The organism is Chryseobacterium sp. CBo1, assembly GCF_001693475.1.
Lineage (GTDB): Bacteria > Bacteroidota > Bacteroidia > Flavobacteriales > Weeksellaceae > Chryseobacterium > Chryseobacterium formosense.
The window spans coordinates 26,960-41,969 of record NZ_MAUH01000056.1; the positions used below are offsets into that span (position 1 = coordinate 26,960).

Genomic DNA, 15,010 nt, shown 5'->3' on the forward strand with positions numbered 1-15,010 from the left:
TCTTATTTTAATCTGACACTTACGGCATTTTTGTGTGCAAATAATCCTTCTGCTTCTGCCATGATTTCTATTGTTTTTCCTAAATTTTGAAGTCCTTTTTGGGATAGATTCTGAAATGTGATTTTCTTCACAAAGCTATCTAAGGAAACTCCACTATAATTTTTTGCAAAACCGTTTGTCGGAAGGGTGTGATTGGTTCCGCTTGCGTAATCTCCCGCACTTTCACAAGAGTAATTTCCAAGGAAAACCGAGCCTGCATTTCGAATTTTTGGAATGTAATTTTCAAAGTCTTCCATAGCTAAAATCAAATGTTCGGGAGCGTATAAATTGCTGAATTCTAAAGCTTCATCAATCGTATTTAGCAAAATAAAATGGCTGTTTTCTAAAGCTTCTTTTGCCAATTCATTTCTGGGAAGTACTTTAAGCTGTTTTTCCGTTTCTTCAATGGTTTTATTAAAAATTGTTTCATCTGTTGACAGGAAAATAACCTGACTGTCACTTCCGTGCTCTGCCTGAGAAAGCAGATCTGCCGCACAGAACTCAGGAATGGCTTTTTCATCTGCAATGATTAGTACTTCACTTGGTCCGGCCGGCATATCAATGGCAACGTTATAATTTTGAGCAAATTCTTTTGCTGCGACAACATACTGATTTCCTGGTCCAAAAATTTTATAGACATTGGGAATACTTTCCGTTCCTAAAGTCATTGCTGCAACCGCTTGTGCTCCACCTGTTTTAAATATTTCAGTGATTCCACAAAGTTTTGCAGTATACAGAATGGCTGGATTGATATTTCCGTTTTTATCTGGAGGTGTACATAAAACGATTTCTTTACAGCCCGCTAATTGAGCAGGTATAGCAAGCATTAAAACCGTAGAAAACAAAGGGGCTGTTCCTCCCGGAATGTAGATTCCAACTTTTTCAATCGATCTGTTTTCTCTCCAACAAACAACTCCTTTTGTAGTTTCAATTTTTTCTGTTTCAGTAATTTGTGAAGCATGAAATTTTGTAATATTATTTTTTGCCTGTTGAATAGCGTCTTTTAATTCATTACTGATTAAGCTTTCTGCATTTTCTATTTCTTTTTCGGAAACTTTAATACTTTTAATTTCAACTCCATCGAACTTTTTATTTAAATCCAGTAAAGCCTGATTGCCATTTCTTTCAACTTCTTTAAAAATATCAGCAATCAATTCTGTCAATTTTTCTCTTTGTAAAACAGGTCTTTTCACTAATTCCGGCCAAGTTTCTTTTTGAGGATATTTATTAATTTTCATATTAAATCACCATTTTATCGATTGGAATGATCAAAATATCTTGTGCTCCTTTGTCTTTCAGTTCATCTATGACTTCCCAGAACCGTTCTTCATCAATCACAGAATGAATACTGCTCCAGCCTTTTTCAGCTAAAGGAATTACGGTCGGACTTTTAAGAACGGGAAGGGTTTTTGAAATGAGATCAATTTTCTCATTCGAAACATTCATCAGGATATATTTTGAATTTTTTGCTTTTAAAACCGCTTTAATTCTGAAAAGAAATTTTTCTAAAATGGATACTTTTTCCGCACTTAATTGTGATGTTTTTGCCAATACAGCTTCTGATTTTAAAAGCGTTACTGTTTCTCGCAATCCGTTTTTAAATAAAGTGCTTCCTGAGCTTACAATATCACAGATTCCATCGGCTAGACCAATATTAGGAGCAATTTCAACCGAGCCAGAAATCACGTGAATATCAGCCGAAATATTATTTTTCTCAAGAAAATTTTTAAGGGTATTTGGATAAGATGTAGCAATCTTTTTTCCTCGAAAATAATTGATGTCATCCGTTTCAATTTCTTTCGGAATGGCTAAAGAAACCCTGCATTTTGAGAAACCTAAAGGTTGGATAATTTCAATATTTTTTTGTTTTTCGACTAAAAGATTTTCGCCGACAATGGCAATATCTACCACTCCGTCTTCCAGATATTGAGGAATATCTGAATTCCGTAAATACATGATTTCCATGGGGAAATTGTCTACAGAAACTTTAAGCTGATCTTTTCCGTTGTTGATGAAGATTCCGCAGTCTTTAAGGAGCTGAAGAGATTCTTCGTAAAGCCGTCCGCTTTTTTGTATCGCTATTTTTAATGTACTCATTTCACTTTTGTTGTGTCTGAGCAAATAAAAATGGTTGAATTGAAAAAATTTCCCGGGATAAATTTAGAAACAAAAAAACCGTCTATTTACTCAGACGGTTTTTAATTATTTTGATTTTTAACATAGTCATATATCAACAATTCCGTCTAGCAGAGATGATGATAATAATGATGTACTGTTAAAAAATTCGGTTTCATTGTTGAAATTTTGTGGTACAAATGTAGGACTTATTTTTAAACCGCCAAGGATTTTACGAAATAATTTTTCTGTAAAGGGTCATCAATTCGTTAGCAATGGGCTCGTCATTAAACTTCTGAACAAAGTCAAACCCCTTATCAGCACGGCGTTTTCTTTCGGATTCGTTCTCCCACAAAAATTTTATTTTTGATTGAATATCTAAATAATTATTGGGATCAATGTAAACCGAATCGGGACCACCTGCTTCAGGAAGACAGCTTGTGTTACTTGTAACAGTCACAGTTTTTGAGAAAAGTGCTTCTATTATAGGTATTCCGAAGCCTTCAAAAAAACTTGGATAGACAAAAATATCTGCTAATTTGTAAACAATAGCCAACTCATCCATTGAAACTCCTTCCAGGAAATGAACCTGCTTTTCCATTTTATTTTTCTGAATAAAATTCGCTATTTTCTGAAAATACTTTGTTTTTTTTCCAACAACAACTAAAGGAATTTCGGTGCCTTTTATAGCTTTAACAACATTCAAAAGATTCTTACGATCTTCTATTGTTCCAACGTTTAAAATAAACCTTTCCGGGAGATTGAATTTTGACCTTGTCTGTTGAATAAAATCATCAGATTGCTGTTCTTTAAAAGCTTTATGACAACCTTGATAAATCACTTCAATTTTGCTTTCCGGAACTTTTAAAAACTGGATGATATCTCGTTTTGTCTGTTCTGAAATCGCAATTATTTTATCTGCGGAATTTGCCGCTTTTTTAAATTTCCAAAGATGAATTTTACGGTCAAAGAAGGAATAATATTGAGGGTATCTTACAAAAATAAGATCATGAATCGTGACGATTTTTTTGATTGGTTTTTTGTTCCATCTTAATGGTAATTCACCCGATAATCCATGAAAAATATCCGCATTTTGTTTCTGCGCATCTTTACCCGTTTTGAATTGACGGGCCATACTTCCTTTAGACGTTTCAACAAAGTGAACATTTGGATTTTCTAAAATATCAGCTCCTCTTTCTGACTTATTTTTATTTAACAGAATATATTCGTTTTCAGGAAAATATTTTGATAAAATTCTTATCAAATCGCGGGAGTAATTCCCTAAACCTGAGGTATTATGAAAAAATCTTTTGGCATCAAATGCTATTTTCATGATTCAATTTGTTTTTGAAATTCCTGAAATGTTCCAAATGAATAATTTTTACTTTTCAGCCAAGAGATGAATTCATCAAAACGCTCCACCATATCTTTTCCTGAATTTTTTACGGTAAAACCAGGTAATTTAAATGCTTCCTCTTTAATTTCTGCAAACTCCCACGGATGGAAATAAATATTCAGATAATTGTCTTTTTTTAAAGTATCTGAAGCCAGTTTTTTATAGAAAGATAAAGGGAAATTGTGAAAACTCAACCAAAACAACGGAATTCTGAAATTCGGAGAAACAGAAGCCGGAATTTGGGTTACTTTTCCTTCCTTAAAATATGTTCTGGAAACTTTCAAATTATTATATCTTCCAGGAAGAAAGGTCGGATTGATCGAGGAATTGTAAGAATATCCCGCATTTTCAACCGCATTTTTGCTTACAGGCATCATTCTCGGCATTCGTAATCCTGTTACTTTTGTAGAAAATAATTCTTCAAGCCTGTCTTTTGAGTCTTTTAAATGTTTTTCCTCAAAATCGGAATGAAACCAAGTGTGAGAAGCCAATTCATGGCCTTCATTCAGTAATCTTTCAATTAAATGCTTGCTGTTTTCTGCGAAAACTACCGTTGAAAAAAAAGTTGCTTTCGCACTATGCTTTTTAAGAATATCCAGAATTCTTTCGAGTCCGGTTTGTGAGATTGAGATCTGCTTTTCAAAGGAAATTTCACCTTTGTATTCTAATGGCATATCAAATTCTTCGATGTCAAAACTTAATAAAACCATTGGTTAAAAATTTTTATTTTTTATGATATAATTAGGCCTTTCTTTTACCTGTTTAAAGATTTTGCCTAAATAAATTCCTATAATTCCTAAAATAATCAATTGTAAACCTCCAAAGAAGACAATTGTCATGATTAATGATGCCCAACCTGAAATTTCTGTTTTTGCGATGAATGCATATAAAACATACAAACCATAACCTATGACTGAAATTCCCGAGAATAAAAATCCTAAATAAGCTGCAATATAAAGCGGTTTTACACTGAATGCTGTGATTCCTGTAAAGGCAAAAGTGATCATTTTTTTCAGGTTATAACTGCTTTCTCCTGAGGATCTTTCGTTGGCTGTAAACTCAATTCCTATTTGTTTATAGCCCATCCAGCTTGTTAATCCTCGTAAGAACAAGTCGTCTTCATTGAAACTTCTTATGACTTCCACCGCATTAGCATCCATCAATCTGAAATCTGAACCACCGCCTTTCGTTAAATTGACATCCGATAAACTTGATAAAATTTTATAAAAAAAATCGGATGTTTTTCGTTTAAAATAAGATATCTGTTTAGGATATGTTCTTACCGTGAATACAATATCATAACCCTCTTCCCATTTTTTGATCATTTCAGGAATGAGTTCGGGAGGATGCTGAAGATCGCCATCCATTGAAATGACTGCATTTCCGTGAGCGTTATCCATCCCGGCTTTTACGGCAGGTTGATGTCCGAAATTTCTTGAAAACTCAATGAATTTTACTTCGTCGTATTTTTTGGAAAGTTCTTCCAGCTTTTGCTGGGTTTTGTCACGGCTTCCATCATTCACAAAAATAATTTCAAAACCATAATCGGGCATATCATCAAAAACTTCTTTAATTTTCTGATGAACTAAGGCTACGTTTCCTTCTTCGTTATGGGCAGGAATGACTATAGAAATTTTTTTCATTTTATGAATTCAGGCTATAATCTTTTTCGAAATTTTTTGTCAGAAGCTCATAGATTACTCTCAACCAAATGACGATGCAAGGTACAGCTTTTAAAGAATATTTTTTGATGTAATTTTCTTTTACAAATTTCGGAAACAAATCTGACGTTGAAAAACAGGTGAAAATTATCACAAAGATCAATAATCCAATAATAAAAGGAGATCTTTCTTTCTGAAGGAAAAACCAGATCATTACTCCAACAACTGCAATAATGTACGTTGGAGATTCTGAACTTGAGCTGAACAACACCAAAAACAGTAAAGTAGAAGCTAAAATCATCAACTGGAAAGCGTAATTTTTGTATTGCTTAATTCTAACATAAGGTATCGCAAAAAGAGGTAAACCAAATGCCAGAAAAGCAAGATTTGAAATTGAAGGGTCACCTGCAATTCTTCTCACAACCCCCATTAAAGAAATATCCTGATACGATGTCAGTCCCTGATTCTGTCCGTTTTTTTCAGAGAGTGACTGATACCAGTCTGCGTAACTCTGCAATACAAATGAAGGACTCGAATACAGCATCGGAATTACAAAAAACAGCAGTGCAATTACAATTCCTGAAAGAATATATCTCCCTTTATTTTTAATAAAGAAAAACTGGGAAAGCCCTAAAATACCATATATTTTTACAAAAAAACCAACTAACATCGCTCCCACTGATTTTGCTTCTTTGTTTTCATAAATATAAATCGCAGCAAGCATCAGAAGAGCAACAAGCGCAATATTAAACTGAAAATAAAGTGATGAAGTAATGTACTCCTGCAAGCAGAATAAAGCAAATAAAGCTTTTTTCGGATCTGAAAAAGGCAACTTTTTAATCGCGTAAAGAAATATCAAAGTATTGGCAACATTCCATAAACAAATTCCCAACCAATCCGGCATTAATGCAAAAGGAGCAATCAGAAGGCTGAAAAATATCCCATAATGATTAGAGTCCTGGAAAAGTTCAGGGTATTGCAGATAAAGATTTTTCTCATTAATTGTATTAAAAAATACATTTTTAAAAATCAGATAATTGTTGATTGCATGATCTCCTTTAGAAAACTTCGATAACGCCGTTACAACAGATATAATAAGATAAACCCCAAAAATATATTTGGGGTTTAAAAGTATTTTAAGAAATTTTTCTTTCAAGGTTGTGGTTATTAGTTAAATGAAAAAAAAATTAAACAGCAACGTTATTTTCTCTTAAAGCATCATTAAGAGACGTTTTTTTATCTGTAGATTCTTTTCTCTGACCGATGATCAAAGCACAAGGAACCTGATATTCTCCCGCAGGATATTGTTTGGTATAACTTCCCGGAATTACCACTGAGCGAGCAGGAACTCTTCCTTTAATCTCGATCGGCGTTTCTCCTGTAACATCAATAATTTTTGTTGAAGCCGTCAAAACAACATTTGCTCCCAATACTGCTTCTTTTTCAACATGAACTCCTTCTACAACGATACATCTAGAACCGATAAAACAGTCATCTTCAATAATTACCGGTGCAGCCTGAAGCGGTTCTAAAACACCACCAATACCAACACCACCACTCAGGTGAACATTTTTACCGATCTGTGCACAACTTCCAACTGTTGCCCAAGTATCAACCATTGTTCCGGAATCTACATAAGCACCGATATTTACATACGAAGGCATCATAATTACACCAGGAGCAATATACGCTCCTTCTCTTGCAATTGCATGAGGAACAACTCTCACTCCTTTTTCAGCATAATTTCTCTTCAAAGGCATTTTATCATGAAATTCAAACGGACCTACTTCAATAGTTTCCATTTTCTGGATCGGGAAATACATTACGACCGCTTTTTTTACCCATTCATTCACCTGCCATCCGTTTTCTGTAGGTTCTGCTGTACGAAGTTCACCTTTATCAACCAAAGAAATAACCTCTCTGATCGCCTTTTGGCTATCTTCATTCTGCAATAATTCTCTGTTGTCCCAGATATTTTCAATAGTTTGTTGTAACGACATAATTATGTTTAAAATTTGTTAAAAAATCGTTGCCAAATATACAAAAAAGTTAGACAAAATATTTTCGGTTTTTATCTGATAGAGCTAATTTTTTCTTCATTAAATCAGTCTTCTTACCTTCTTTTTATACTCCAAATAATACGTTCCGTGTTGTTTTAAGAGAAATTCTTCTTCCAATCTGATCTGGATTTGAATTAAAATATTGGATATTATAAAAAAGCTTAATGAAATGAATGTGGGTAAAGTCAGGAATAATCCGGTTAAACTCATAAGCATGCCCAGAAAAATCGGGTTTCTGGAATATTTAAAAAGTCCTGTCGTGATTAATTCTGTTTTAAGTTCTTCATCAATACCTATCCGCCATGAATTTTCCATCTGAAACTGAGCAATAAGAACCCATATTAAACTTAAAATCATTAAAGACATTCCAAAATACTTGATTGTATTGTTCTCTAAAAAATTGATACTACAATTTTGTAAAATAGAATAAGGAAAGAAGAAAAACACAACTGTGTAAATAAAAAGAAATAATAAGGTCAGCTTAAAATATCTCCCGATCAATCCGTATGCAGAATCATCTTCCGGAAGAACATTCGGATTTTTCCCGATCTTTTTTGAAACAATAAAACTTTTTCCGAAAAATGCTGTCAGGAAAAATAATATAAAAAATAAAGGAATAAAAACGCTGAAAAAATCTGTCATAAATAATAATTTCTGACAAATGTAAAGTTCATTTATATGCAACTTTATTGCAAAGTTTTATAAAACTCTCTGAGCGTGAAGATATGCTTTGTTCCAGTATTTTTCGTTTAAAGAAGAAATAATGACCCCTTTTGAAGTGGATGCATGAATAAATTTCACTTCGCCGTTATTTTCAATAGTGTGAACAATTCCAACGTGAGAAACACGACTTCCACCTGAGGTAGCAAAGAATAACAGATCACCTGGTTTTACGGTTTTAATATCAATTGATTTTCCTGCATCTGCCTGATCAGATGATCTTCTTGGAAGGCTGAAATTGTTTTCCTGAAAAACTTTCACGGTAAACCCGGAACAATCGAAGCCTGATGAAGAATTGCCTCCAAATTTATAAGGTGTTCCCAAATATCTTTCGGCATCCTTCAATAAACTTTTTACAGAACCAGTCACTTTGCCATCGAAATGAGAATCGAGTCTTCTTAAATTATCGGATTTAACGACTGTTTTTGAAGGTCTTTTTTTCGAATCAGCTACACTTTTAGAGCTTCCGCAAGAGATGATTATTGCTGAACTTAAAGCTAATACAGCGAGTTTTTTATATAATTTAATTTCCGAAAAGCATGTTTCCTTATTCATTTGAAAATCAATTAGATATTTATTAAATACAAATATAAATTAAATTTTTTAATTATACAATAACTATACTACAACTATACTTTAATTATAGATAAAATAATGTTTAATCTCATTTTTTATTTCTATATTTGAAATTCTTTTAGAAAAAATGGCAACTTACGAAAGCTTTATAAAGCTCAACGGAGCAATCGGTGATCTGGTTTTTTATAATCTGAACGGTAAAAACATTGTCCGGAAAAAAAGCGGGTTTAATAAAACAGCGTATAAGAAAAGTCCGACTTATGAAAAAGTCAGGCAAAACAGTTCGGAATTTGGGCATTGCTCAAAAGTGGGAAAATTAATCCGTTCATGCATTTCAAAATATATTGAGCTGGCTGAAGATGCCCTACTCTATCAGAGATTTGCCAAGGTAATGACGAAGATCAAAGATCTTGATCCTGAACATGAAAAAGGTAAAAGAACAGTAAAATCAGGTTTAAAAACTTCGAATGGTAAAATCGTATTGCAAAATTTTCAGTTTGGAAACATTCCTTGTTTTCATCAGGAAGCTCAGGTTCTTTTAGGGTTATGGGATAAAAGTCTGCACTTAGACAAAAATACTATTGCTGATGAAGTAATGATTGTGAGTATCAAAATCGATTTTGAGAATTATCTTACCGAATTCTTTGAAGAAAAAATAAAACTGGCAGAAAATCAGAGTGATGTCGTTTTTGAAAATCATTTTGGAGAAGAAAATATGGTGATTCATTTTGTGGCCGCAAAGAAAGATTTACAGGTTATCAAAATGGGATTTGTTTAAATAAAAATCGGCTGCAAACTTTGTTTGCAGCCGATTCTGATTTATAATAGTTGAATCTATTTTGTTTTATTTATTTCCCCTTTCCAGGTTCCGCTTCTTACAGGGTTTGGAGATTCGTTCGTCCAGTTTCCGCTGCCTTTTCCTTCTACATCTAAAGTTCCTGTAAACTTACCATCTGCAGGTAAAACCAAGTCAGCCGTCAATTGGCCTGAACTGTTCAGGAAACCTGAAATATTGTAATTTTCGTTATTGGTTTCAGAATGCATTGTTCCTGTTACTTTACCATCACTTGCCACTACGAAGTTCCAAACGCCTTTGTCGCTTCCTTCATAAGTTCCTGACCAGGTTCCGATATAATCGTAAAGCGTTTCATCGTTTGATGAGCATCCAATCAGTGAGAAAATAGTCAATAAAAGTAAAAAAAGTTTCTTCATAGTTTACAATAGTTTATGAAATAAGTTGTTTTGTCGAATATATTCTTAAAAATAGTCCTAAATTTTCAGGATAGTATTTCAAATTTCTTCTATCTCTGTATTTTTAGAATTGGGCAAATATATCAATTTAATTTTATAGTTTAATCTTTTGCTGATGATATTTTAAGCAATTCAAAGCAAATTTATTTTCTGTATTTTTTTGAAAACGAAAAAAATCTTTATATCAGAAAATCATTTCAAAAGAAATTTGATAAATCGTTTCAAATATGACTGCAATCATAAACCAGTAATTAAGTTACACTTAGATTTATCGAAACTAATAACCACAAAAATTTTAAATTGATTAAATCTAAAAACCTTCCATTCTGAAGGTTTTTGTTATGAATTAAAATTTATTTAATTTGTATATAAATATTAATTACATTTGTGCAACTTAAAAACGGGGAATTAGCTCATCTGGCTAGAGTGCGACACTGGCAGTGTCGAGGTGACGGGTTCGAGTCCCGTATTCTCCACCTCTATTTTAATAAAACCTTCTAAATCAGAAGGTTTTTTTGTGTTTAATACATTGTTGATACTTTATATAGTAAAAAACGTGCACTGTTTCCAGCACACGTCTTAACAAGATTGAATATATATAACTAACTTTCGTTATTTCCATCCACCGCCTAAAGCCTGGTATAAATCTACGGCAGCTTTCATTTTGCTGTATTCTGCATTAGAAATATTAAGTTCGGCGTTTAATGAGTTTACACTTGCATTTAGAACTTCAAGGTAATTTGCCATACCGTAGTTCACCAATTCCTGAGAATAATCTACCGATTTTTTGTAAGAATCCAGTTCTTTCCTTTTTAGATCAATAAAAGAATCCTGTACCGAAAATACTCGGATCGCATCAGACACTTCTTTTCCGGCAGTCAGAATAGATTTTCTGAAATTCAGGTATGCTGTTTCTTTATTGGCTAAACTTACATCATAATTGGTTCTGATCTGTCTTCTGTTTAAAATCGGTTGAGCCAAACCGGCAACAACATTGGCAAAAAGAGAGTTTACGCTGAATAAATGGTCGATATCTACCGACTGTACCCCTCCGCTTCCTGTTAGTTTTAATGTGGGATAAAACTGAGCTTTGGCAACATTGGTCAATTCAAAAGCATTCATCAGATTGAACTCAGCCTGCATGACATCGGGACGGTTTGCCAGTAAGCTTGCAGGATAACCTGTCGCCAAACTGTTGGGTATTGTCTGTGAAGCTAAAGATGATCTTGCGATCGTTTGCGAAGGCTCACCCATCAAAAGACTCATTGTATTCTCTAACAGCTGAATCTGGGTATCGATATCGATTAATAAAGATTTAGCATTATAAACCAAAGCTTCACTTTGCTGAACGGCAACTTCCGTTAAAGTTCCCGCTTCTTTTAAAGCTTTTGTTGTTTCTAAATTATTTTCTCTTACTTTAATCGTTTCCTGAATGATTCTCTTCTGGTCATCATACGTCAACAACTGAAAGTATGCTGAAGCAATCGACGCAACCAAATCACTTTTTACGGCTTTATGAGCTGCAACCGTTCCAAGATAACTTGCCAATTGAGCTTTTTGCTGAGATTTCATTTTTCCCCATAAATCTGCTTCCCAACCGATGGTTGCCGTAATGTCAAACTGGTTTACATAACGTCTTTCCCCGATAATCTGACCAAACTGGGTGTTGATCGACTGAGTTTGGAACGTATAATTGGGTCCGACTGATAAAGTAGGTTCGTATGCAGCTTTTGCCTGTTTTAAATAAGCTTCCGCCGAAACGATATTCTGTACTGCAATTCTTACATCAAGATTATTATCAAGCGCTTTGGTAATGTGTCCCTGAAGAATAGGATCTGTGAAAATTTCTTTCCAGGAAACATTCGCAATACTTGTACTGTCCTGAGGCAGCATATCTGTACGGAACAGTTTTTCATCCACTGCAGCTGCAGGTCTTTCATACTCTTTTCTTACATGACAAGAAGTAATAACCAGAGCTGTGAGCACCGAAAAAGCAGTTCCTTTTATTATTGATAAATTTTTCATTATTTAAATCTAAAGATTTCTTATTCAGCTAAATTCACTTCTTCATGCTTGATCGGCTTGATTTTCTCCTGTAAAGTCTGGAAAATCACATATAAAACCGGAATCACAAACACTCCTAAAATAGTACCGATTAACAACCCGATTGCTGCTCCCGTAGCAATAGAACGGTTACCAACTGCACCGATTCCGCTTGCCAAAACCAGAGGTAATAATCCGAAGATAAATGCCAATGATGTCATCAAAATAGGTCTTAGTCTGGCTTTAGCTGCATTGACCGCAGATTCTACAATCGTTTCGCCGTGATGTCTTCGCTGAACCGCAAATTCAATAATCAAAATCGCATTTTTTGCCAATAATCCGACCAACATAATCAATGCAATCTGGAAATAGATGTTGTTTTCAAGACCCATTATTTTCTGTCCGAAGTAAGCTCCCATCACCCCTAAAGGAAGTGAAATTACCACTGCTAAAGGAAGAATATAACTTTCATATTGTGCAGCAAGAATAAAATACACAAATACTAAACTCAATGCAAAAATTAATAAGGTCTGAGAACCTGAAGCCAATTCTTCTCTCGAAAGCCCGGTAAACTCAACACCATAATTCTGATCTAAAGTTTCACTTGCAACCTGCTGTACGGCAGCAATGGCATCACCTGTACTGTAACCTCCAGAGTTGGCGCCGGTAATTTTAACCGAACTAAATAGGTTGTAACGCCCAACAGACTGAGGTCCGTAAGTTTTATTCAATGTCACAAACTGTGAAATTGGTGCCATTTCTCCACCTCCAGTTTTGATGTAAAGCTGATTAAGACTTTCTGCATTTACTCTGTTTTCAGGTAAAGCCTGAACCATTACCCTGAACTGTTTTCCGTATTTTGTAAAGTCAGCACTGTAAATACCACCAATATATCCCTGCATGGTTTCAAGAATCGTATTCACAGAAACTCCTTTTTGCTTTGCTAAAGGAACGTTAATCTGCATTTCATACTGCGGATATTTTGTATTGAATGAAGTCTGAGCAAATTCAATTTCAGGACGTTTCATCAGATTTCCGATAAGCTCGTTGGTTTTTGCATCCAATTCTGCGAAATCCCCTCCTGCTTTATCTAAAAGTACCATCTCAAAACCTGCACTGTTACCAAAACCAGGTACACTTGGCGGCTGGAAGAATACAACTTTTGCATCGGGAACTTTTCCTGACAAACCGAAAAGCTGTTTTGTAATGGCTTCAGAAGAAAGTCCGTCACCTTTTCTATCATCAAAAGGTTTAAGCTTGATGAAGGCAAGACCATTGTTACTACCATTTCCCGAAAGTAGACCTCTACCTGTAGAAATCGTTACGTTTTGAATTCCAGGAATTTTTAAAGCATTTGCCTGTAATGTTTTCAAAACGTTATAGGTTCTTTCCATAGAAGCTCCCGGAGGCAACTGTACATCGGTAAAGATGATTCCACGGTCTTCTGTCGGGACGAAACCTTTTTTCATTGTTGAACTCGCCCAATAGATAATTCCACCTGTGATTACAAAAATCAATAGAGTTACCCATTTGTGTTTAATCAGGAATGTAAATCCTCTACCGTAACGATCTGTTGCTGTTTTAAAAGCAATATTAAATTTATAGAAGAACTTCTGAATGAAGTTTTTGCTCTTGTAATCTTCGTGATGTTCATCATGCGGTTTTAAGAATAATGAACACAACACCGGACTCAAAGTCAAAGCATTAATTGCTGAAATGATAATTGCAATAATCAAAGTAATACCAAACTGCTGATAAAATACCCCAGTCGGACCAGTGATAAAAGTTACCGGAATAAATACAGCAGCCATTACCAAAGTAATTGAAATAATTGCTCCTGTAATTTCGTCCATAGCTTCAACCGTTGCTTTTTTAGCATTTGAAATCCCATGTTCCATCTTGGCGTGAACGGCTTCCACCACAACAATCGCATCATCCACCACAATACCAATTGCCAATACCAAAGCGAAAAGCGTCAGTAAGTTTAATGAATATCCAAATAAATTCAGGAAGAAAAATGCTCCCACAATCGAAACCGGAACCGCAATTGCCGGAATTAGAGTTGATCTGAAATCCTGTAAGAAGATATAAACAACGATAAATACTAGGATAAACGCTTCAATTAAAGTATGAATTACTTTTTCAATCGATGCATCAAGGAATTCGTTTGTATCAAAGTTGAAGGTATATTTTACGCCTTCAGGATAAGTGCTTTCGTTGGCTTTAAGCTGAGCTTTAATATTTTCGATAATCTCCTGCGCATTAGAACCCGGAGTCTGGAAGATCCCCATACTGATTGACGGGTTGTCTCCATTTTCACCGACACCTGTGTAAGAAAGACCGCCTAATTCTACCTTAGCAACGTCTTTCAGCATTAGGTTTTGTCCGTCCGGTAAAGATTTAATGATGATATTGTCATACTGTTCTTTATCGCTGAACTTCCCTACATATTTAATGATATATTCGAAAGAGCTTCCGCTGTTTTGTCCTAAAGAACCAGCCGCTGCTTCTCTACTCTGCTCATTGATCGCTGTTGTAACATCAGTTGGAGTAATTCCGTAAGCTGCTAATTTTGCAGGATCCAGCCAAACTCTCATTGAGTAATTCTTTCCACCGAAAACGTTGGCTTCCCCAACTCCATTAATTCTCTGAAGATTTGGGATAACGTTAATATTTAAAAAGTTCTGAAGATAAACATCGTCAATATTTTTGTTTTCAGAATAGAAAGATAAGTACATCAAGGCACTTGTCTGCTGCTTCTGGGTAACAACCCCTGAACGTGTAACTTCACTTGGAAGTAGCGGGCTCGCTCTCGATACACGGTTCTGAACGTTTACGGCAGCAATATCGGGATCAATTCCTTGCTTAAAGAATACCTGAATCTGCGCTGAACCATCGTTTCCTGCAGTGGATGTGATATAATCCATTCCTTCTACACCATTGATCTGCTCCTCCAAAGGAACTACCACACTCTTCATTACTGTTTCAGCATTCGCTCCGGTATAGTTTGCTCTCACACTTACCGTTGGCGGAGCAATATCCGGATATTGTGTAACAGGAAGCGCGGTAAGACCTAAAACCCCGAGAATTACAATAAGAATCGAGATTACAGTAGATAAAACCGGTCTGTTAATAAAGTTTTTTATCAT

The 15,010-nt window shown here is 34.9% G+C and carries 13 protein-coding genes and 1 tRNA gene; 2 read left to right on the plus strand and 12 right to left on the minus strand.

The features are described 5' to 3' along the window. Window positions 1–2: 2 nt before the first annotated feature. The 9 genes from hisD to BA768_RS17960 form a co-directional block, all read right to left on the minus strand. Complete coding sequence (gene hisD / locus BA768_RS17920; RefSeq protein ID WP_065721871.1) at window positions 3–1,277, minus strand: histidinol dehydrogenase; 1,275 nt, start codon at window positions 1,275–1,277, stop codon at window positions 3–5. A 1-nt stretch (window position 1,278) separates the two neighbouring features. After that, window positions 1,279–2,136, minus strand: a complete 858-nt coding sequence (gene hisG, locus BA768_RS17925) for an ATP phosphoribosyltransferase (protein ID WP_065721872.1) — start codon at window positions 2,134–2,136, stop codon at window positions 1,279–1,281. Between the two features lie 250 nt (window positions 2,137–2,386). After that, on the minus strand, window positions 2,387–3,487 hold the full coding sequence (locus BA768_RS17930; RefSeq protein ID WP_065721873.1) for a glycosyltransferase family 4 protein: 1,101 nt from the start codon (window positions 3,485–3,487) through the stop codon (window positions 2,387–2,389). Beyond that, window positions 3,484–4,260 carry a polysaccharide deacetylase family protein gene (locus BA768_RS17935; RefSeq protein ID WP_065721874.1) on the minus strand — a complete coding sequence of 259 codons (777 nt, stop codon included), beginning with the start codon at window positions 4,258–4,260 and terminating at the stop codon, window positions 3,484–3,486. Before BA768_RS17935 ends, BA768_RS17930 begins: the two co-directional genes overlap by 4 nt. A 3-nt stretch (window positions 4,261–4,263) precedes the next feature. Continuing rightward, the gene (locus BA768_RS17940; protein WP_034676324.1) at window positions 4,264–5,193 is read right to left on the minus strand and encodes a glycosyltransferase family 2 protein; all 930 of its coding nucleotides are present in this window, start codon (window positions 5,191–5,193) and stop codon (window positions 4,264–4,266) included. Window position 5,194: 1 nt separating this feature from the next. Further along, entirely contained in the window at window positions 5,195–6,367 is a 1,173-nt protein-coding gene (locus BA768_RS17945; protein ID WP_081874548.1) for a glycosyltransferase family 87 protein, read from the minus strand. 31 nt (window positions 6,368–6,398) lie between these two features. Beyond that, entirely contained in the window at window positions 6,399–7,211 is an 813-nt protein-coding gene (locus BA768_RS17950) for a 2,3,4,5-tetrahydropyridine-2,6-dicarboxylate N-succinyltransferase (RefSeq protein ID WP_034676329.1), read from the minus strand. A 99-nt stretch (window positions 7,212–7,310) separates the two neighbouring features. Further along, window positions 7,311–7,913, minus strand: coding sequence for a methyltransferase family protein (locus tag BA768_RS17955; RefSeq protein WP_065721875.1), 603 nt, complete (start codon window positions 7,911–7,913; stop codon window positions 7,311–7,313). 57 nt (window positions 7,914–7,970) lie between these two features. Then, window positions 7,971–8,546, minus strand: a complete 576-nt coding sequence (locus tag BA768_RS17960) for a C40 family peptidase (RefSeq protein WP_065721876.1) — start codon at window positions 8,544–8,546, stop codon at window positions 7,971–7,973. 148 nt (window positions 8,547–8,694) lie between these two features. Here BA768_RS17960 and BA768_RS17965 point away from each other — a divergent pair, with 148 nt between their 5' ends. Next, window positions 8,695–9,345: a hypothetical protein gene (locus BA768_RS17965; protein ID WP_065721877.1), complete on the plus strand. Its 651-nt coding sequence runs from the start codon at window positions 8,695–8,697 to the stop codon at window positions 9,343–9,345. Window positions 9,346–9,401: 56 nt separating this feature from the next. Here BA768_RS17965 and BA768_RS17970 read toward each other — a convergent pair whose 3' ends face one another. Further along, window positions 9,402–9,779: a hypothetical protein gene (locus BA768_RS17970; RefSeq protein ID WP_034676335.1), complete on the minus strand. Its 378-nt coding sequence runs from the start codon at window positions 9,777–9,779 to the stop codon at window positions 9,402–9,404. A gap of 441 nt (window positions 9,780–10,220) precedes the next feature. Here BA768_RS17970 and BA768_RS17975 point away from each other — a divergent pair. Continuing rightward, window positions 10,221–10,294: transfer RNA gene (locus tag BA768_RS17975), tRNA-Ala, on the plus strand. 136 nt (window positions 10,295–10,430) lie between these two features. Here the strand turns inward: BA768_RS17975 and BA768_RS17980 are convergent. Together BA768_RS17980 and BA768_RS17985 are read right to left on the minus strand one after the other, a co-directional pair. Continuing rightward, a complete protein-coding gene (locus BA768_RS17980; RefSeq protein WP_034676337.1) occupies window positions 10,431–11,843 on the minus strand; it encodes an efflux transporter outer membrane subunit in 1,413 nt (470 codons plus the stop codon). 20 nt (window positions 11,844–11,863) lie between these two features. Next, entirely contained in the window at window positions 11,864–15,010 is a 3,147-nt protein-coding gene (locus BA768_RS17985; protein ID WP_034676339.1) for an efflux RND transporter permease subunit, read from the minus strand.